Raw genomic sequence first — 18,945 nt, forward strand, 5'->3', positions numbered from 1 at the left:
TCCGTCCATGCGCCCGCTGACCTCACGATTTTGTTTTTCGTTGCTTTTTCGGAATCGTGAGGTCACCAGGGCGGAATCGTGAGGTCAGAAAGTCCAGCTCCATCCCAAATCTCCCAATTCCCGAATCTTCCAATCGCACGAATATGCATGGAGAGGAACGGCGAAAGCGCCTCAAAAAATCACTATGTGAGACGACGCGCGCGGATCGCAGAAAATAAGAATGGCGGAATTCCAACGTTTTATGGGTGTTTACAACAAAACTGCCAAAAAATCAAGACTGTTATTTCAATTTTTTTCGTTCTATCTTGTGAAGTCGGTGCGCACTGTGCGTACGGCAAAGATGGCGCACATGCGAATCGGATTATGAACGGCTGAGAGAGGAAGCGGTCTTATGTCATCCTGCGATACGCAGCGGGCTACAGGTGCGTTCGGTCGCCTTGTCGCGTTCATCGCGGCATTGCTGATCGCATTGACCACGCTTTTCGCGACTACCGTGGTCCCGCAGTCGGCAATCGCCGCCGATGACAGTCAAACGAATTTTGATTCCTGGGCTGCCGCTGCGAAGAACATCGAAGACCAGCTTGCGACCGCCGAAAAAGACTACAATGACGGCAATTACGGTCAGGCTGGCACTGATTTTCAGACCGCGCATTGGATTGGCTACGACGCGTCCAATTTTTCGAAGGTCGTCAATGACACAATCAGCGCTGACAAGCAGAAGGAACTGCTGCAGCAATTCACCGATCTTGAAGGTCTTGCCTACCAGCAGGACCAAGGCGACGCCATTGCAGCCAAAATCGACGCGCTGACCGCCGAAATCAACGCAACCGCGCAAACGCTCGACATGAACGCAGACCTCGCCAATCCTAAGGAATACGCGAAGCAGCGTGCCGCGCAAACCGCGGAAGAGCGCAAGAAGCTCGACGCGGCCAAGAAGAATTCTTCCAAAGGCAAAGGCGACCGCACGTGGAGTGACGTTGCCGGCGAAATGACCGTCATTCTCGATCAGGCGTACGAAGCCGCCGCTTCCGGCAAGGGCGACGAAGGCTCCACGCTGGTCAACAACGCCTACTACCAGTACTACGAGAAACTCGGCTTCGAAAAGAACGTGATGAACGTGATTTCCGGCGATCGTGTTTCGCAGGTCGAATACCAGTTCAAGATGACTCGTAAGATCATGCGCGACGGCGGTTCCGACAAGGAAATCAAGCAGCATGTCGACGATTTGAAGAGCTGGATCGTGGAAGACGCGGCCACCCTTGACGGTGGCGCGTCCGGCAATGTCAACGGCTTCACCAAGCTCGTCACCAGCTCCGCCGGCCAGGCGTTCCTCATTCTAATCCGTGAGGGCCTCGAAGCGCTGCTGGTGGTGGCCGCAGTGATCGCCTACCTGGTGAAGTCCGGCAACAAGCGTTTCACCAAGTGGATCTACCTTGGTGTGGTCGCAGGTCTGGCCGGCTCCGGTCTGGTCGCCGTGCTCTTCACGTTCCTGTTCGGCGGTTCCGGCCCGATCCAGGAGATTTCCGAAGGCGTGTGCGCGCTTATCGCCACCCTCATGCTGCTGTGGACCAGCAACTGGATGCTCAACAAGAGCTCCGTGGAAGCGTGGAACAACTACATCAGGAATAAGACCGAAGCGGCTGTGGCCGGCGCGCAAAGCAAGGTCGAATCCGGTCAGAGACTGGGCTTGGGCATGATCACCTCGCTTGCCATGCTGAGCTTCCTCGCCGTGTTCCGTGAGGGCGCCGAAACGGTGATCTTCTACGAGTCCATCTACTCCATGAGCCAGGATGCGCACGGCATGTGGGTTGGTGGTCTGGCCGCCGCCGCGGTGCTGCTCGTCATCTTCCTGATTCTGCGATTCACTTCGGTGAAGATTCCGATCGGCCCGTTCTTCCTCGTCACTTCGATTTTGATGGCCGTGCTGGTTGTGATTTTCGCGGGTGGCGGCATCCATGCGCTCATCGAGGGTGATCTTATTGAAGGCACCTACTTGAGCAGCGTGCCAACTAACGATTGGATCGGCTTGTATCCGTACGTCGAAACGATTACGGCACAGGTGATTGCCGCGATCGCGGTGGTTGTGCTGTTCGTGGTCGGTTTCATCAAGAAACACAGGATGAAGTTGGCCGCGCAGGCGGAACAGGCTAAGTAAGCGCCAATCAATAATCACAAGTAAAGATTTAGAGATTTCCATAAGTTTCCAACGTTCCTCAAGGGACCAAAGAAAAGGAAGAGAAAAAACAATGAAGAATAAGAAGATCGCCGCCCTGCTCGGCATCCTGCTGGCCGGCTCCATGGCCTTCTCCCTGTCCGCATGCGGCAACTCCAACGATTCCGCATCCGATGCCAAGTCCGACACCTCCACTTCGGACACCACCGACAAATCCAGCGATTCCAGCGCTGATGACAGCAACGGCGCCGGCTTCGAAGAGATTCAGGTCGACGAGAAGCACTCCGATCAGGATGTTGACGCTCTGACCGTCAACGCCGTGTACTTCCAGCCGATCGATATGGAACCGTCCGGCATGGGCCTGAAGGCTGCCGACGCTTCCTTCCACCTGGAAGCCGACATCCATGCCAACGAGAAGGGCACCGAGCTCGGCTACGGCAAGGGTGACTTCGTGCCGGATCTGACCGTGAACTACGAGATCATCAACAACGCGAACAACGAGACCGTTGGTTCCGGTACCTTCATGCAGATGAACGCTTCCGACGGCCCGCACTACGGCGCCAACGTCAAGCTTGACGAGGCTGGCTCCTACAAGCTCGTGCTGAAGATCGAATCTCCGGAGAAGAAGGGTTGGATGCTGCATGTTGATCCGGAAACCGGCGTTAAGGGCCGCTTCTGGACCGAGCCGCTCGAGGTCACTTTCCCGGAGTGGAACTACACCCCGCAGGAGTGGTGATCTGAAACGTGAGTTCCTGCACATGCCAAGCGAAATGGTTTGGATGTAGCCTGAATTCATGTTGAGATTCAACTCGTGGTTAACGCCGTTCACGTATCGCGAAACGTATGCAAGTAGCGCGAATATGGGTACGGCGTTCGCGGTTGCCTGGATAGTCGTTCGACGCGCTCAAGGCCGTTTGGCCGAGCCTACGGTCGAACAACCATCCAAGCAACCGCTCTCTTGCGTTTTAGGGGATACGCTTTTGGGAGATAACGCGCTTTTGGGGGAATCTTGGTAAGGGGGTTCCTTTTGTGTGCCGAATTCACTAGGCTTTGACAGGGATATATAACGAAAGGTGTGAGATGCTGACGCAGTACGTCACGGTGTTGCAGGGAACGCTGGCACCGGCTTTGCTGATTATGGCGCTGAACGTGATGCTCACGGTCGGTGAGGGGCGTGACAAGCCGTTGAGCGCGTACTGGCGTCTTGCGGGCTTCATTATCGGATTCGCGGGTGCCATTGTGTTCGCCGCGTTGCGTGCGTCCGCGGTGATCAATCAGCGTACGTTCGTCAATTACCCTACGTTGTGGTGTTGTGTGATTTTCGATATCGCGGTGTTCGTTATTGTGCTGTTCGCACGTCGCATTACTACGAATTGGCATGATCATCGCGCGTTGCTTGATATTGCGAATACGATTGGAGCTCTTGCAATCGCCGCCACCACCTTCCGTGCATTGCCTGATGTTATTTTGCGTTTGACGATTTTCGTGGAGCCGGGAGATCCGATTTTCACTTCGGATATGCTCCTTCGTGCGCTTGGTTTCGCGTTGGGTGTGGTCACTGCGATTGTTGCGGCGTTGATTTTCCGTACGATGCGTTCCACTGCGATTCGTTGGTCGTTCACTACGGCTGTGCTGCTGTTGATTGCGCTGCTGTTTGTTTCGCATTTCACTGATCTTGCGCAGATTCTGCAGTCCAAGCGCATCGTTCATTTCCCTCTGGAAGCGTTCCTGGCGTTGGTGTGGTGCATTAATCATCAGCGCCATATGGTCATTGCCATGGTGCTGGTGTTCATCATTCCGGTGGTCGCCAGCATTGTGATGGGCTTCAAAATCAAGCCGGAAGGCGCAAACGAGGCCATTGTGCGATCGCATATCGCGTTCCGTCGCCGTGCGAAGGCGGCCGGCGCATGGAGCCTTGTTGCGATGATCGGCATCACGTTCGCGCTCACGTATGGTGTGGCGCAAACGAAGAAGGTCATTACGCTGTCTCCGCCTGAGGATTATTCGCTGAGCGACGGCGTGGCCACCATCAAATTCAGTCAGATCAACGACGGTCACCTGCATCGCTTCCAATATAAGGCGAAAGATGGCACGGTGATGCGTTTCATCATCATCAAAAAGAATGGTGGAGCGTACGGTGTCGGTCTTGACGCATGCGATAACTGCGGTGATGCCGGCTACTACGAGAAGGATGGCAAGATCATCTGCAAGAAGTGCGATGTCGCCATCAACCTCGCCACTATCGGATTCAAGGGCGGATGCAATCCGGTACCGTTCGATTATCAGGTTGAATCCGGCAAAATCGTAATCCAAACTTCAACGCTCGACGCATTGTCGACGCATTTCCAGTGAGCGGAAAGAGGTAGCCATGTTCTTTCTTCGAATGATTTTCCGCTCGTTCAGCAGGCAGTTCAAACGCAGACTGCTGATCGCGGTCACCGTGTGCCTGTCGGCCACGGTCAGCGTGGCCATGCTGGGCGTGGTGTTCGACGTTGGAGACAAGCTGAACGCCGAACTGTCGACGTACGGTTCCAACATCACCGTGCAGCCCAAGGCTGATGCCGTCGTCAACGACCTGTACAACACGGATGGTGACGCTGACAGCAGCGCTTCCGGCACTTCCCAATCCGATCCGACCACATTTTTGAAGGAATCGGATACACCGAAGATCAAAACCATCTTCTGGGCGTTCAACATCACGAATTTTGCCCCTGAACTTAATATCCATGTTGACGTGAACTGCGCGTCCAAATCGGCGGAATCCAGCTCTTGCAAGGCTTCCAGCGTGCCGATCGTGGGCACATGGTTCGCCAAAACCCTGCATATGGATTCCGGCGAATCCACCGTGGCGGGCATGAACGGCATGCGTTCGTGGTGGAAGCTTGACGGTTCCTGGCCGAAAGACGATAGCGCGCAAGGCCTGATTGGCACCACGCTCGCATCCAAACTCGGCGTAGGCAAGGGAGATACCGTAACCCTCTACAAAACCACGGCCGATGGCAGCCGCAACAAGCAGCAGATCACCATCACCGGCATTTACGATTCCGGCGATAGCGACAACAATGCGATGTACATTCCGTCATCCACCGCGCAGGTGCTTGCGAATCTGCCTGATTCCATTGACAAGATCGAAGTCAAGGCTCTGACCACGCCAGACAATGATTTGGCGCGTAAGGCGTCGAAGAATCCGAATGCGCTTACGCAAGACGAGTGGGAAACATGGTATTGCACCGCATACCCTTCGTCCATCGCTTACCAGATCGAAGAGGTTATTCCCGGTTCCGTAGCCAAGCAGGTGCGTCAGGTGGCCGCATTGCAGGGCGATGTGCTGCAGAAAACGCAGGCGGTGATGGTGCTGATGACCGTGCTTTCGTTGGTTGCGGCCGCTATCGCGGTGGCGAATCTGATGGCCGCCTCGATTGGCGAACGCGGTTCCGAATTGGCGTTGCTGAAGGCGATTGGCGCTACGGATGGTGCGGTTTCTCGCCTGATGCTCGCTGAAACGGCTGTGATTTCGTTGGTTGGTGCGATTGTCGGTGCGCTGTTGGGTTCCGGTGTCGCGCAGATTGTGGGACATGTGGTATTCGGTTCCGGCATTACGATGCGTCCAATGGTTTTTGTGCTGGTGTTCGTATTGTTGACGCTCACCGTGCTGATCGCCTCGTTTTCGTCGATCCGTTCGATTCTGGGACTCAAACCTGCGGAGGTCTTGCATGGCCGTTGATTTCAACTTGGGTTCCGTAAACTCGGCCGCGGCTGCGGCTTCGGTCACGAACGGCACACTGTGCTGTTCGTCCGCGGAGGTGTTGCATGGTAGGTGAGTTCAAGACAGTCCGTAAGGGGCATGAGATGACTAATCGCAAGATGTTCTTCACCATGCTGTGGGGTGCGGTGTTCCGCCGCCGTTCTCGAGCCGTTATGGCCGTGATCGCCTCCATGGTGGGCGCTGCCACGCTGTTCTGCCTTGCGGCAACGTGTATTGCCGTTCCACAGCAAATGAACGAGGAAATGCGTGCGTATGGCGCGAATCTTATCGTCACGCCGTCCGAATCAGCCGAAAAGTCCCATGGCATCGACACCGATACCGTCAAAGCGTTGAACCAGATGGTGAAAGGTTCGTACAGTGCCCGTTCCGCCGCCTACCGGTATGAAAGCGTGCGCATCAATTCCGCGCCATACACGATGGCCGGCATCATAACCAAAGACGTGAAAGCGCTCAACCATCATTGGAACGTAACCGGCGATTGGCCCAGCGAAGGTAATGTGATGCTCGGCCGTGACGTGGCCGACGCGCTCGGTGTCTCCATCGGTTCGACCGTAACCATCGGCTACCGCGCATCCGACGATGCGCAGGATTCCGGCGCTCTTGGCCAAACCGAAGCGCAAGTCACGGAAAACGGCCGTGTTTCGTCCGACATTATGGAGAACACCGGCACTGAATTTCGTGTCGGAGGCATCGTCGATACGGGCGGCAGCGAAGACGAAATCGTCTACGCAGTCAACGCTGACGTGGCCAAACTGTCCGGTTCCAAACGCGGTGCGGACGTGATCGAATATTCCGTCAATGCGGTAGGTAGCGAACTCAACGACGTCGTCAAATCGATCAACGCGAATCCGTCAACCGGCGTGAAAGCGCAGACCGTCACCAAAATCACCTCATCCGACACTCGCATCATCGCCATGCTGCAAACCCTGTTCTGGATCGTGTCGCTGGTCGTGCTCGTGCTGACGTTTGTGGGCGTGGGCACCACCATCAGCTCCATCGTCTCGCAGCGACGCAATGAAATCGGCCTGCGCAAGGCCTTGGGTGCATCCTCGCAGGCCATCGGCATTGAATTCTATGTGGAATCCGCCATCTACGGACTGATTGGCGGCTTGATCGGCACTGCCATCGGCTACCTGCTGGCCCGCGTGCTGTGCGTGTCCGTATTCGAGCGTGCCATCGGCTTCAACTGGCTGTTGGGCGTCGCCTCGCTGCTGTTGAGCGTGCTCATCGCCGTCATCGCATCCATCCCGCCGGTTCGCCGCGCAACCCGTATCGACCCCGCCATCGTTTTGAGGGAGGAATAATCATGAGTTCCGAAAATACGTTGAATACGTTGCTTGAATTGGATCATATTTCCAAGATTTACGGCGATTTGCGTGCCGTCGACGATTTGACTTTGACGGTTCCGCAAGGTGAATGGCTTGCGATTGTCGGTTCGTCGGGTTCCGGCAAAACCACGCTGATGAACATGATTGGCTGCATGGATACTCCTTCGAAGGGTTCCGTCATGCTGGAAGGCCGCAAGTTGGAGGATTTGAACGCCAAGCAGCTTGCCGACGTGCGCAAGAACATGATTGGCTTGGTGTTCCAGAAGTTCTATTTGGTGCCGCATCTGACGGCTGTGGAAAACGTGATGGTGGCGCAGTACTACCATTCCGTAGTCAACGAGCAGCAGGCGATGGAAGCGTTGGAGCGCGTCGGTCTGAAGGAGCGTGCTCACCATTTGCCCGGTCAGCTTTCCGGCGGCGAACAGCAGCGCGTGTGCATCGCACGTGCGCTCATCAACTGTCCGAAACTGATTCTTGCCGACGAACCGACCGGCAATTTGGACGAAAAGAACGAGAAGATCGTGCTTGACCTGTTCCGCCAACTGCACGAACAGGGCACTACCATCATCGTCGTGACCCATGATGCGCTTGTCGCATCCTGCGCCCAGCGCGAGATCATGCTCAACCATGGCGTGCTCGTCGGTGAGAAGTGGAATGATGAAGCCGCAAAGAAAGCCTATGAGCAGGCGGGTGGCAAGCCGGCATACACCGGTTCCGCTGCGGAAGGCGCACAGAATGGCGAGACGGCCATCAGCTTCGCCGACCCGACCAAAGCCGCGAAAACCGGTGGTGAGGAATAAGCTGAAATCAGCCGAAATCGCGTTGAAATCGTACTGAAATCAGCCGAACAATCCAAGCCATAGCACTGACGAATCGTACGGAGCGAACATGAGCAACGAATCATCGAATGCGATCAAAGTAATCGCACTGTCTGCGGCAAGCCTTGCATTGCTGTCGGCATGCGGCGAACCCAAGGCGACGCCAATGGACGACGAATATGCCGGAAATTCCGGCGAAAGCGTGCAATCGCAGGAAAAAAATTCGAAGAACAGCGGTAGCGCCACCGACTCCGGCGATTCTGCGGATACGGACGTCAAAAACCATGCCGACGATCCGAACAGCACTACATCCGACAAGCAAGACACCGGCAACTATGCCGACGGTACCTATTCGATCAACGGCCAGTACGGGCCTGTGGGCGAAGACACCATCGACGTGCATGTGACGGTCAAAGATCAGACCGTCACCAATGTGGAGGTTATCGGGCATCCGTTCACGTCCATCTCCAAAAAGCACCAGAATGCGTTCGCCGAAGCCATCAACGGCGTGGTGGACGGCAAGCCGCTCAAAGATCTCAAGGTAGACAAGGTGGCCGGTGCCAGCTGGACGTCGGAAGCGTTCAACAAGGCGTTGGACGTGGCCCGTCAGGAAGCGTCGATCCAGTAGGCCCAGTAGCGGCGAAAAGTCTGCAAACGTACAATGAGCGCCCCGGCTACAGCCTCACCCAAAGAGTGATTAAAGGCCGTAGCGGGGGCGCTCATTAGTTTCAATACTACTACGTGCAACTCTGCTCTGCAATGCCCTTCAGACGGCCATAACGGGCCACAGAACAGCCGCCATGTTCTCAGGCCAAGGAATACTTGCGTCGCCATGCAACGCCTTACAGGCGAGCATGGAGCCGAGTATCGTGCTGAACAGGAATTGCGGGTCCAATCCATTACGGAACATTCCGGCTTTCATGCCGCGTTCAACAAACTCAGAAAAACGCTTTTCCGCAGGAACAAGCACTTGATCGGCAATCGCATTCAACGAAGGATTATCGGAAGAAAGCACCACACCGACGGCCTTCAAACCAAGCTCACTGTCGAAAAAACAGCCCTGAATGCGTTGCAGTATCGTCAGCAGACCGTTTTTCGACAACTCGACATCGCTGAAATCCGGCAATCCCGCAACTTCCAGCTGCACGCGGCGCAACAGATCATCCGCATTCTTATAGCGGCGATAAATCGTGGTTTTCGCAACGCCGGAACGACGAGCGACCTCTTCGATGGTCACCGCGCCGACGCCATCGGAAATCACAATCGCAAGCGTGGCCTTCATAATCTTATGATCGGTTTGCTCACGAAGCTGCTCGCGGCGGCTATGCACCTTGCGAACAGCCACATGCACGTCACTGACCGCGTCGGAAACCACATCGGAAACGGCTCCGGAAACCGCCTCATGCACTCCGGTAATCATGAGATCACCTTGGTGCTTTCCACTTTCGCCACATACCACTTATTGAACTTGACCAGCGGAATACGCAGCACCAAGCCAATCAGCAGCAGCGGAATCAGGAACAGCAGCAGCGAGCCGAGCGCATGCCAATAATCGTTGTTGTAAATACCGGCAATGGCCGCACGCAATGCCGTAATCGCATGCGTGGCCGGCAGGAACGGGCTGATATCGCCGATGATCTTCGGCAGCACGGCAAGCGGATACGCGCCGTTCGCGCCGGAAATCTGCAACACCAGCGTCAGCACGCCAATGGCCTTGCCCACGTTGCCGAAGCTCGCCACCATCGTGTAGGTGAAGAACGAGAACACGAGGGAGGCCACCCAGCCGGTCAACATGAACAGCCACGGGTGCACCGCCTGAATGTGCAGGAACAGTAGGCCGCCGCCCAGCGAGAACGTGCTCTGCAACAGTGCGATCACGGCGAACACGCCATAATGGCCGAGGAACAGCTGATGCGGCTTCGGATTGTCGAGCTCCTCACGGTTCTTGCGTGACACCGTGGTCTTGAGTGTTACGGCCATAAGCAGCGATCCCACGAACAACGGCAGAATCGTGTAGAACGGAGCCAATTGCGAGCCGAAATTCTCCACAGGGAACACGGCCGTGCGCTTCACCTGGACGGGGGCCGCAAGAGCCGCCGCCAACGAATCGGTGTTGTTGCCGAGCACTTCCTTGACGGTGCCCATATTGCCGCTGTTCAGCGCGTCGGAAAGCGTGCCATTGAACGAAGACAGCGCGGTGCTCGCCTTAGTGAGGCTTTCGGCGGTGGAATCAAGCACCGTGCGAATATTGGTCAGCTGCTTGCCTGCCGACTTCGTGGTGCTGTTGAGATCTCCCAACGCGCCCTTCAGATCGGCGGCCGTGCTGCTCAATGCGGTGGCCGTGCTGCTGATCGAATCGGAAATATCGTTGAGCTGCGGCTTGAGCTGGCTGTCGAAATCGGTTTTGATGCCGTCGATGGAGGCCTTCGCCTGCTGGGCAAGCTGGCTCACGCGCTCGCGGTCGGCTGTGGTGTCGCTCACTTTCGCGTCAATATTGTCGGCGCTGGTGTTGAGTGAGTTCGCTAGATCGTTGAGTTGCGTAATGGTCGCGCCCACGTTGGTTTTGAGACGGTCGATGGCGATTTTTGCGATTTCCGGCACCAGATTGTTGTTGCTGAGCTCGTCGAGGGCATCGTAGATGTTCTGATAGCCTTGCGCCTGCTTGGATACGTTCGCAGCCTGATTGCGCAGGGCGGTGGCCGTATTGCCGGCTTGGGTGCCCGCATTGTTGAATACGCTGTCAATATCGGTGGAGACAGCGCCGAAGCTGTTCGATGAGCTGCTCAATGCGGTGCTCAACGCATTCGTGCTGGTTTTGACGGCTCCGGTCAGATCGTTGATGCCGTTCTTCGACTGTTTGAGCTCGTTGACGGCGTTCTTCGCGCTGCCGCTCACGTTGGAAAGCAGGCTGTTGGAACTGTCGAGCAGGTTCTGCGCGCTCAACGTCAGCGAGCTGAACGTGGTCAATGCGGACGACGTGTCTGTGAGCGTGTTCGCGAAATTGCCCATGTTGTTGCTGAAGTTGGTGAGCGTGGCCTGCGATTCCGGTTTGTCAAGCTCATCGGCCAGCTGCGAGGCGATGTTGAGCGCGGTGCTCGTCAACGTTTCGGAGAACATTTCGTTGATCTGTGCTGCCACGGTGTCGGCTCCCTGGCCGGTGATCTTCGGAGCGAGTGCGTTCTTCTTCTCGTTGTTGTAGTAGGTGAGCGTGGCATGGTCGCCGTCCGTGGTGAAGAACGTCATCATGCGGGTGCTGAAATCCCTCGGAATCACCACTGCCGCATAGTATTTGCCGGATTTGGTGCCGTCGATGGCCTCTTTTTTGGTGGTGAAGGTCCAGTCCATCTGGTCGTTGGCGCGCAAGGTGTTGACCACCTGGTCGCCGATGCTGATCTTCACTGGAATGAGGTCGGACTTGTAGCCTTCATCGTCGTTGGCGACGGCGAATTTCAGATTGCCGGTGTTGGCGAACGGATCCCAGCTTGCGCTGATGTTGAACCAAGAGAACAGACCCGGAATCACCACCAGTCCGGTAACGATGATGATGGAGACGATGTTGCTGGTCAGGCGTCGAACGTCGCCGACGAACAGTTTCCAGATGTTTTTCATGCGTTGCTCCTTTCGCTGTTACCGTTGGGACTGGTGTTGCTCGCCGTGCCGGTGTTGCCGGCTACGTTCATGGCCTGTACCAGTGTTGCGATGCCGTCGGCATCGGCTTGGCTGGTGTCTGCGACGTTGGCGATCGCCTGTTTGGTTTCGTGTTTTCTTCGTTGTGCCTTGCGCATCAGCTTGTCTCGCCTGATTTGTTGCGCGCGCTTCTTGCGGCGCAGCCTTGCAGCTTGGCGTTCCACCAGCTGTTCGCGAATCGCTTCGTCGCTGAGGCTGCCGAGTTCCACCTGGCGTTGCAGGCTGAAACGCATATATTCGATGATCATCAGGAATCCGATGATGAGCAGCACCCAGATGATCCAGGTGGCAAGCACTACGCTCTTCTCGCCGTTGGTGAAGGAGAAGATCAGCACCAGAATCACCGGCACAATGAAACCAGCGATGAGCGCGCCACGCTTGAACTTCGGATACAGTTCAGCGAAACGGCTTGCGCGTTCCTCGATCGCCTCACGGTAGCCGCCCTTGTCGGCAAGCACCTGAATGGCTTGGGATACGTTGTATCCGCGTTCCGGAAGCTGCACTTCCTCGCCGATGATCATGTCGCTTTCCTTGATCTGACGGGCGAACAGACGGTTGAGATTGACCAGCAGCGGGCGAATCGCAAGTCCAATGAAGAACGCGGCCACGGCGAACAGCAGCAGCGTGCCAATCGACTTGAGCCAATGCCCATCGTAGAAGCCGGCAATCGTCTCGCGGAACGCGTCAATCGAATAACTGAATGGCACGAACGGGTAGACCATGCGGAAGAATTTCGGCATCATCTCAATCGGATACAGGCCGGAAGCGCCCGGAATCTGCACGATAATCAACGCGACGCACAATCCCTTGCCGATATGCATGAACGTGGTCGATAGTGCGAATGTGATGCTCAGATATACCAGCGATGTGATGGCGCCGGTAAGTACGAACAGCGGTGCGTTCACGGTCTGCACGCCAAGCAGCAGGTCTCCGATGGTGGTGATCGTGCCTTGGGCCGCGCCCATGATGCCGAGCAGCATGTAGCGGGCGAAATATTTTTCGGAAGCGGTCAGGTCGAGGCCTTCGAGGCCTTCATCGTCGACTTCCACCTTGAAGATCACCACGAAGGCGAACGCGCCCACCCATAGGGCCAGATTGGTCATGAGCGGAGCCATGCCGGAACCGTAGGAGTTTATCGGGTACACGTTCTTCGTGTCGATCACGGTGGGGGACTGCATGAACGAGGCGATTTTCTCCGTGTCGAGGGAGCTGCCGCCGGTCAGGCTTTTCAGCATGTCGACGCTGCCGAGCGCTTTCAGATCGGTGCTGACGGTGATGAGTTTGTTCTCCACCTGCTCGAGCTGCTTGTCGGTGTTCTGCAACGTGGTACGGGTGTCGTTCGCCACCTGGTCGAGTTGGTCGAGCACGGCGGAGGTCTGGTTGACCACGGTGGTCTGGCTGGTCACGGTGCCAGACAGCGTGCCTGCGGTCATGGCGAGCGAGCTCAGACCGGAGTTGAGCTGGGGAATCGCGCCGGAATTCAACGTGCTGCGGGCATCTCCCATACTTTTCAGCGAATTTTGCGTGCTGGTATTGAAGTCGGTGGCGAGCTTGGCGACGCTGTCGGACGTGGATTGCGTGTTCTCGCTCAACGTTTTGAGGTCGTTGAGCGTGCCAGCGGCCGTGTTGTTAGTGTCTTCGAGCTTCTTGATGATGTCTTGGTACTGCGTGTTGTCGCTGACGTTCTTGAGCTTCTCGATGAGCTGGGCGTTGCTGTCGGTCACGCTTTGCATGTTGCTAACGGCCTGCTGTGCGGTGCCGCTTGCGGAAGAGACGGCCGTGGTCACCTTGTTGATGCTGATGGTGGTGTCGCTGGCGGCCTGCGAAATCAGACCGGAACCGTTCTCCAAAGCGGTGTTGGCGTTGGAAGTGAAGGTATTGAGGCCGTTTTGTGCGGTGCTGATGGCGGTGGCGGTGTTCGCCAGGCCCTTGCCTGCGCTTGCTGCGGCCAGCTGCACGTCGTTCATTGCCTGACGGGCGGATTGTGTTTGTTGCGGCACGTTGGCGAGCTGCGCGTCAAGATCTTCGATGGTGGAGCGGATGAGGCCTACGTTCTTCTGGGTTTTGTCGAGTTCTGCTGTGGTTTCGTTGACGAAGGAGTTGGTTTTGCCGTTGATGGTGTCATTCGCGGAGTTCACGGCTTTAGTGAGTACTTCGCTGACGGTGGAGACGAAGGTGTTGTTGACGGTACGGTCGACGGTGGTCGCGCCTTGATCGGTGATTTTCGGGGAGATCGGGCTCGATTTTTCGTTGACATAGTATTCCAGCGTCGGCCGGTTCTTGCTGTCGGTCACGACGTTGGCGAGATCCTCACTGAAATCGGAGGGGATGATGATCGCCGCATAGCAGTCGCCGGACTGTACCGCCTCCATCGCTTCGGCCTTGCCCATGAATTCCCAGCCAAGCTGGTCGTTGTCTTTCAGCGTGTCTTCGATCTGGTCGCCGAGGTTCATTTTGCCGAGCAGGGCGTTGTCGGTGCCCTTGTCGACGTTGGCCACGGCAACTTTGATGCCTTGGGTATTGCCATACGGATTCCAGAATCCGTAGATGTTGAACCATGCGTACAGCGGCGGAATGATGGTTATGCCGATCATGATGACCCAAGCGGCAGGTACGGTGACGAGTCGTTTGAGGTCGCGACGCAGAATCTGCAGTACGTTGCGCATTGTCTCCCCAGTCCAATGGATGTTCGACCGTGTTGGCACGTAGCGATACGTTATTCGTAGCGCTACGCCTCCCGTATCGTAATACCCGCTCTCGGACAAATTTGGGCACAGGCGTAAATACGATCCACCCATGGCTGAAAGAAACACGACAAACCGCGGCAGGATCGTAAATCTTGCTGCTGGCGACCGCACAACTTGCATTCTGTGTCTGCGCAAGTCGAGTCTGCTGTCTGCACATCTTGTGATTGCGGGATGACATGTGACTTGCGCAGACAGAAATCGCAGGTTGTGCGCGTTGCGCGCAAACAATCATCTCGTGTAGCGCACTGCGATTGGGTTTTGGTAGCGTTGTTCTAGGGAGGACGAACAAGCATGAGCAAGATTGAAGATGTGAGCGAGGCCATCGCCGACGAAACCAAAATCGCAGCCATCGAAGAAGCGGGCATTATTACGCAATCGCAATCAGCGGAAGATGATGACAATCCGGCTGATCGCAGACTGCCGCTGATTGCACGCATCTACGGCATCGTCATGCTGGTCGAAGGCGTGGTGACGTTGCCGATCATCGTGATTTCCTGCCTGTACGCAGTCCACGCCGCGCTTTCCGGCAAACTGGCGTTTGGCGCGCTGAATCTCACCACTATTCTGTCGATTATTCATGCTGCAGTGCTGCTGGTCTCCACCGCATGCCTTGCGATTTTCGGCGTGCTGCTGATTCTCAACAAGCGTCGGCATATCGCGCAATGGACGTATTTGATGATTCCGCTCACGCTTGCGGAAGGCCTATTGTCGTTGGCGTTGCAGGGTTTGGGCGTGAATCTGATCAGTCCGACCGTGCAGCTGCTCGTATTGGTTGCGTTGCATATCACGGCTGATCCGTCGCTGCGCGAGGAACGACGTTTGCGGTTCGCGCTTCGTCGTTTGGATGCGCGCAGCGAGTATGAGACGGCTGTTTCGAAGGGTATGGCAGGCCGTGATCTGACTGGCAAGGGCTACATTTCGTTGGATTTCTTCAACTTGTTCTGGCTGTTTGTGGTCGGTTGCGTGTTTGGTCTGGTAGTGGAGACGCTGTACCACTATGTGCTGTTCGGCGAATGGCAGGATCGCGCCGGTTTTTTGTGGGGGCCGTTCTCGCCTATCTACGGTTTTGGCGCGGTGATTCTGACGGTGTTGCTCAACCACTTGTGGCGGTCGAATTGGATGCTGATTTTCTGCGCGAGCGCGGTGATTGGCGGCGCGTTCGAATATTTCACCAGCTGGTTCATGGAGGTTGCGTTCGGTATTCGCGCGTGGGATTACACGGGTCAATGGCTGTCGATTGATGGGCGCACATCCGGCAAATACATGTTTTTCTGGGGAATACTCGGCTTGGTGTGGGTGAAGCTGATTCTGCCGCATTTGCTTGCGATGATTCAGCGTATTCCGTGGAAGATTCGCTATACGTTGACGGCGGTGTGTTTCGCTCTAATTTTCGTTGACGGTGTGATGACGTTGATGGCGCTGGATTCCTGGTATTCGCGTATGGCGGGTATTGCGCAGAATTCGCCTGTTTCGCAATTCTTCGCCACGTATTTCGACGACGACTTCATGGCCAATCGGTTCCAGACCATGACGCTCGACCCGTCCACGGCCAGCCGCATGTAGTGTCTGACTGTTTTATGGATGACTGCTTTATGGACTAGATGGCGAAGCTTCGTGGAAGAACGTGTATGGTGCGTCCGCTATTGGTTGCGCCGTGCACGGCTGCATGTGACCTGTGCCCGCACTGCCTTCGCGGACTCGGTGCACTGCGACTTCTACTTGCTTATGCGGCGAAGCTTTGTGCGAGCTGGCGAATCAGATCTGGCCTGTGTCCGCTCCACGAGGAGTTTGGTGAGATGACTACCGGAATCTGCTTGAATCCGGCGTTTTTAATCTGTTCGAACGTGGATGGGTTCTTCGTCAGGTCGACGGTATCGTAACGCACGCCCAGCTTTGCAAGCTCCTGTTCGGTGGCTTCGCATTGCGGGTTGCTCGGATTGGTGAAGACGGTCACGGTCATTCGATTTCCTCCCTATGCAAATGGCTTTCGTCGTCTGTGAAAGCCGTGTCGGCCACGTTCTTCGGTTATGCTCGCTTACGCAAGCCACTATCTAGCATACACACTACCGGTAGTGGTGTGTCGCGAGTTTCCTCACTGTATATAGTGGGGAATTCCCCAGAATTCCCCAAAATACGAACGTTTGTTCGAATGCACTCCAGTGTACCTCAAACCACGGAATTCGCGCCCGCGCGCATGTCGAAACTGTTTCTAATGCTGTCGGATGGGCGCAAGATGCGTTGCGGACGGTCATGGAATGACGTCGAGTCTGCGATGCCTGTAGCGGTGAATGTACTGGGTAAATGCTGGGTTGCGGCCTTTGACCCATTAGACCGCAAAAACAAGAAAGCCTCGGAGACTGTTGAAAACATTGGCTTCCGAGGCTTTTCGCATGTGCCCCCCGTGGGATTCGAACCCACAACCCACGACTTAAAAGGACGCTGCTCTAACCGTTGAGCTAGAGGGGCAACAGAGAGCTAGTATACAGCATATTTACGCAAAACGCCACACGAATAAGTCGGAAGTGACGAAAAACGCGAATCATCGTCGAAATATCATCAAATTCCCGCGAATCGCAGCATCATTTCTGCATATCTGCTCGTACAGTGGAACGCATGTCATGTACCACGATTCTTGTAGGAAAGAAAGCCAGCTACGACGGCTCCACCATCATCGCACGCGACGATGATTCCGGTTCCGGCCGTTACGACCCCAAGAAATTCATTGCGGTCGCACCGCAAGACCAACCGCGGCATTACCGCAGTGTGCTCAGTCATGTCGAAATCGATCTTCCCGACAATCCATGCCGATACAGCATTGTGCCGAACGTGCTGCCGAATCGCGGAATTCTCGCGGAAGCGGGCGTCAACGAGCACAATGTGGCGATGAGCGCCACTGAAACCATCGCAGTCAACGAGCGCGTGCTAGCCGCTGATCCACTCGTTGAACTGCAACCGGCGAACGAAGCCGCTAATACCCCCGAAGTCCCGGGCGGAATCGGAGAAGAAGACATCATCACCCTCGTGCTGCCTTACGTAACTACGGCACGCGAAGGCGTCGCACGTCTCGCCGAACTGCTTGAAACATACGGCACCTACGAATCGAACGGCATCATCATTTCCGACGTAAACGAAATCTGGTATGTCGAAACGATCGGCGGGCACCATTGGATCGCCCGCCGCGTGCCGGACGACTGCTATGCGACCATCCCCAACCAGCTCGGCATCGACGATTTCGACTTCGACGACGCCTTCAACACCCAACGTGAATTCATGTGCAGTGCCGATTTGCGCGAATTCATGGACGCGCACCACCTTGACCGCACTATGAGCGCGGCTGCAAGTAGCGGCTTCGGATTCCAGCCGACGAGCGCTTCCGGAAACGGCGGCATGAACGGTGGCGGCAATAGCAGTAGCGGCGCGGCGCTGGGCCACAACCATTTCAATCCGCGCACAGCCTTCGGTACCGCCACCACCAAAGACCATATCTACAACACGCCGCGTGCCTGGTACATGCAGCGCTACCTCAATCCAAGCGAGGATTGGGATTCGCCGGCCGCCCGCTACACGCCCGCGTCCGACGATATTCCGTGGTGTCGCGTGCCTGAGAACGCTGTGACGCTCGAAGACGTCGATTTCCTGATGAGCGCACACTTCGAGGGAACCCCTTACGACCCGTACGGTACGCTCGGAACGTCGGAAAGCCGCCATCGTTACCGTCCGATCGGCATCAACCGCACCGGGCATATGGTGGCCATGCAGATCCGCCCGTACGTGCCGGAAACCGGCCGCTCGATCATGTGGATTTCGTACGGTTCCGGCCCCTTCACCGCGGCCACGCCGTTCTATGCGAACGTCAACGATACGCCCGCCTACCTGCGCGACACCACGCCGGAAGTCTCGACCGGCAACCTGTACTGGGCGAACCGTTTGATCGCCGCGCTCGCCGACGCGCATTTCTACGAAACCAGCAATGCGATCGAAGAATTTGCGGAATCGGCCCGCGCTTACGGCCATCGTCTGGTGGAACGTACTGATGCCGAATTGCGTGAGATGACCGCGCAAACGAGCGCGTCTGAATCGCAAGAGCGTGCAGGGGCCGCGGAGATTACGGAAAACGCAAGTATTGCAACCATCGCCAGACTGCAGCAGTCCAACGAAGAAATGGCGGAATACTTGCGCACTCACGTTACGAAACTGCTTAACGACGTGCTCTACACGTCCAGCAATCTCATGCACAACAGTTTCGCCATGTCCGACCGCTGGAACTGAGCATAAAGCCCTGAAATCCGGCAAAACCCGTCCCAATGAGCCAGGTTTCCGCGCTCGGGGCGGTTCCGCATGAACGTAGGCTGTTGGAAGCGTCAGCGCTGCTTCCAACAGCCTCACGACTGCATCCTCATCCTCGTACGTCAGTTTTTGCCCATAT

At 56.2% G+C, this 18,945-nt stretch carries 13 protein-coding genes and 1 tRNA gene; 9 read left to right on the forward strand and 5 right to left on the reverse strand.

The genetic code is table 11. The annotated features are described in order from the left end of the window. The first annotated feature begins 391 nt into the window (after positions 1 to 391). The 7 genes from WMO36_RS03515 to WMO36_RS03545 all read left to right on the forward strand — a co-directional run bounded on the left by WMO36_RS03515 (position 392) and on the right by WMO36_RS03545 (position 8,713). Positions 392 to 2,155, forward strand: a complete 1,764-nt coding sequence (locus WMO36_RS03515) for an FTR1 family iron permease (protein ID WP_349076808.1) — start codon at positions 392 to 394, stop codon at positions 2,153 to 2,155. 91 nt (positions 2,156 to 2,246) lie between these two features. Then, entirely contained in the window at positions 2,247 to 2,909 is a 663-nt protein-coding gene (locus tag WMO36_RS03520; protein ID WP_022244781.1) for an iron transporter, read from the forward strand. A 344-nt stretch (positions 2,910 to 3,253) separates the two neighbouring features. Continuing rightward, positions 3,254 to 4,525, forward strand: coding sequence for a Fe-S-containing protein (locus WMO36_RS03525; RefSeq protein ID WP_349076810.1), 1,272 nt, complete (start codon positions 3,254 to 3,256; stop codon positions 4,523 to 4,525). Positions 4,526 to 4,541: 16 nt separating this feature from the next. Next, positions 4,542 to 5,897: an ABC transporter permease gene (locus WMO36_RS03530; protein ID WP_174767614.1), complete on the forward strand. Its 1,356-nt coding sequence runs from the start codon at positions 4,542 to 4,544 to the stop codon at positions 5,895 to 5,897. 125 nt (positions 5,898 to 6,022) lie between these two features. Then, the gene (locus WMO36_RS03535) at positions 6,023 to 7,243 is read left to right on the forward strand and encodes an ABC transporter permease (RefSeq protein WP_349076812.1); all 1,221 of its coding nucleotides are present in this window, start codon (positions 6,023 to 6,025) and stop codon (positions 7,241 to 7,243) included. Between the two features lie 2 nt (positions 7,244 to 7,245). Beyond that, entirely contained in the window at positions 7,246 to 8,067 is an 822-nt protein-coding gene (locus tag WMO36_RS03540) for an ABC transporter ATP-binding protein (protein WP_099571124.1), read from the forward strand. 88 nt (positions 8,068 to 8,155) lie between these two features. Next, complete coding sequence (locus tag WMO36_RS03545; protein WP_099571123.1) at positions 8,156 to 8,713, forward strand: FMN-binding protein; 558 nt, start codon at positions 8,156 to 8,158, stop codon at positions 8,711 to 8,713. A 138-nt stretch (positions 8,714 to 8,851) separates the two neighbouring features. Here WMO36_RS03545 and WMO36_RS03550 read toward each other — a convergent pair whose 3' ends face one another. Genes WMO36_RS03550 through WMO36_RS03560 form a run of 3 tightly spaced genes read right to left on the reverse strand, consistent with a single transcriptional unit; the run spans position 8,852 to position 14,438 of the window. Next, positions 8,852 to 9,505, reverse strand: coding sequence for a TetR/AcrR family transcriptional regulator (locus WMO36_RS03550; protein WP_294448369.1), 654 nt, complete (start codon positions 9,503 to 9,505; stop codon positions 8,852 to 8,854). Beyond that, on the reverse strand, positions 9,502 to 11,694 hold the full coding sequence (locus WMO36_RS03555; protein WP_349076815.1) for a YhgE/Pip family protein: 2,193 nt from the start codon (positions 11,692 to 11,694) through the stop codon (positions 9,502 to 9,504). Before WMO36_RS03555 ends, WMO36_RS03550 begins: the two co-directional genes overlap by 4 nt. Next, the gene (locus WMO36_RS03560; RefSeq protein WP_349076817.1) at positions 11,691 to 14,438 is read right to left on the reverse strand and encodes a YhgE/Pip family protein; all 2,748 of its coding nucleotides are present in this window, start codon (positions 14,436 to 14,438) and stop codon (positions 11,691 to 11,693) included. The genes WMO36_RS03555 and WMO36_RS03560 overlap by 4 nt, the downstream gene beginning before the upstream one ends. A gap of 372 nt (positions 14,439 to 14,810) precedes the next feature. Between WMO36_RS03560 and WMO36_RS03565 the strand changes: the two genes are divergently transcribed. Continuing rightward, positions 14,811 to 16,082, forward strand: a complete 1,272-nt coding sequence (locus WMO36_RS03565; protein ID WP_144090846.1) for a putative ABC transporter permease — start codon at positions 14,811 to 14,813, stop codon at positions 16,080 to 16,082. A gap of 160 nt (positions 16,083 to 16,242) precedes the next feature. Here the strand turns inward: WMO36_RS03565 and WMO36_RS03570 are convergent, their stop codons facing one another. Together WMO36_RS03570 and WMO36_RS03575 are read right to left on the reverse strand one after the other, a co-directional pair. Next, positions 16,243 to 16,479, reverse strand: coding sequence for a glutaredoxin family protein (locus WMO36_RS03570; RefSeq protein WP_003833732.1), 237 nt, complete (start codon positions 16,477 to 16,479; stop codon positions 16,243 to 16,245). 433 nt (positions 16,480 to 16,912) lie between these two features. Continuing rightward, positions 16,913 to 16,985, reverse strand: a tRNA-Lys gene (locus tag WMO36_RS03575). Between the two features lie 147 nt (positions 16,986 to 17,132). On the opposite strand from WMO36_RS03575, the gene WMO36_RS03580 reads away from it, so the two are divergent. Next, on the forward strand, positions 17,133 to 18,788 hold the full coding sequence (locus WMO36_RS03580; RefSeq protein WP_349076820.1) for a C69 family dipeptidase: 1,656 nt from the start codon (positions 17,133 to 17,135) through the stop codon (positions 18,786 to 18,788). The last annotated feature ends 157 nt before the right edge of the window (positions 18,789 to 18,945 follow it).

Source organism: Bifidobacterium hominis (genome assembly GCF_040095915.1).
Lineage (GTDB): Bacteria > Actinomycetota > Actinomycetes > Actinomycetales > Bifidobacteriaceae > Bifidobacterium > Bifidobacterium hominis.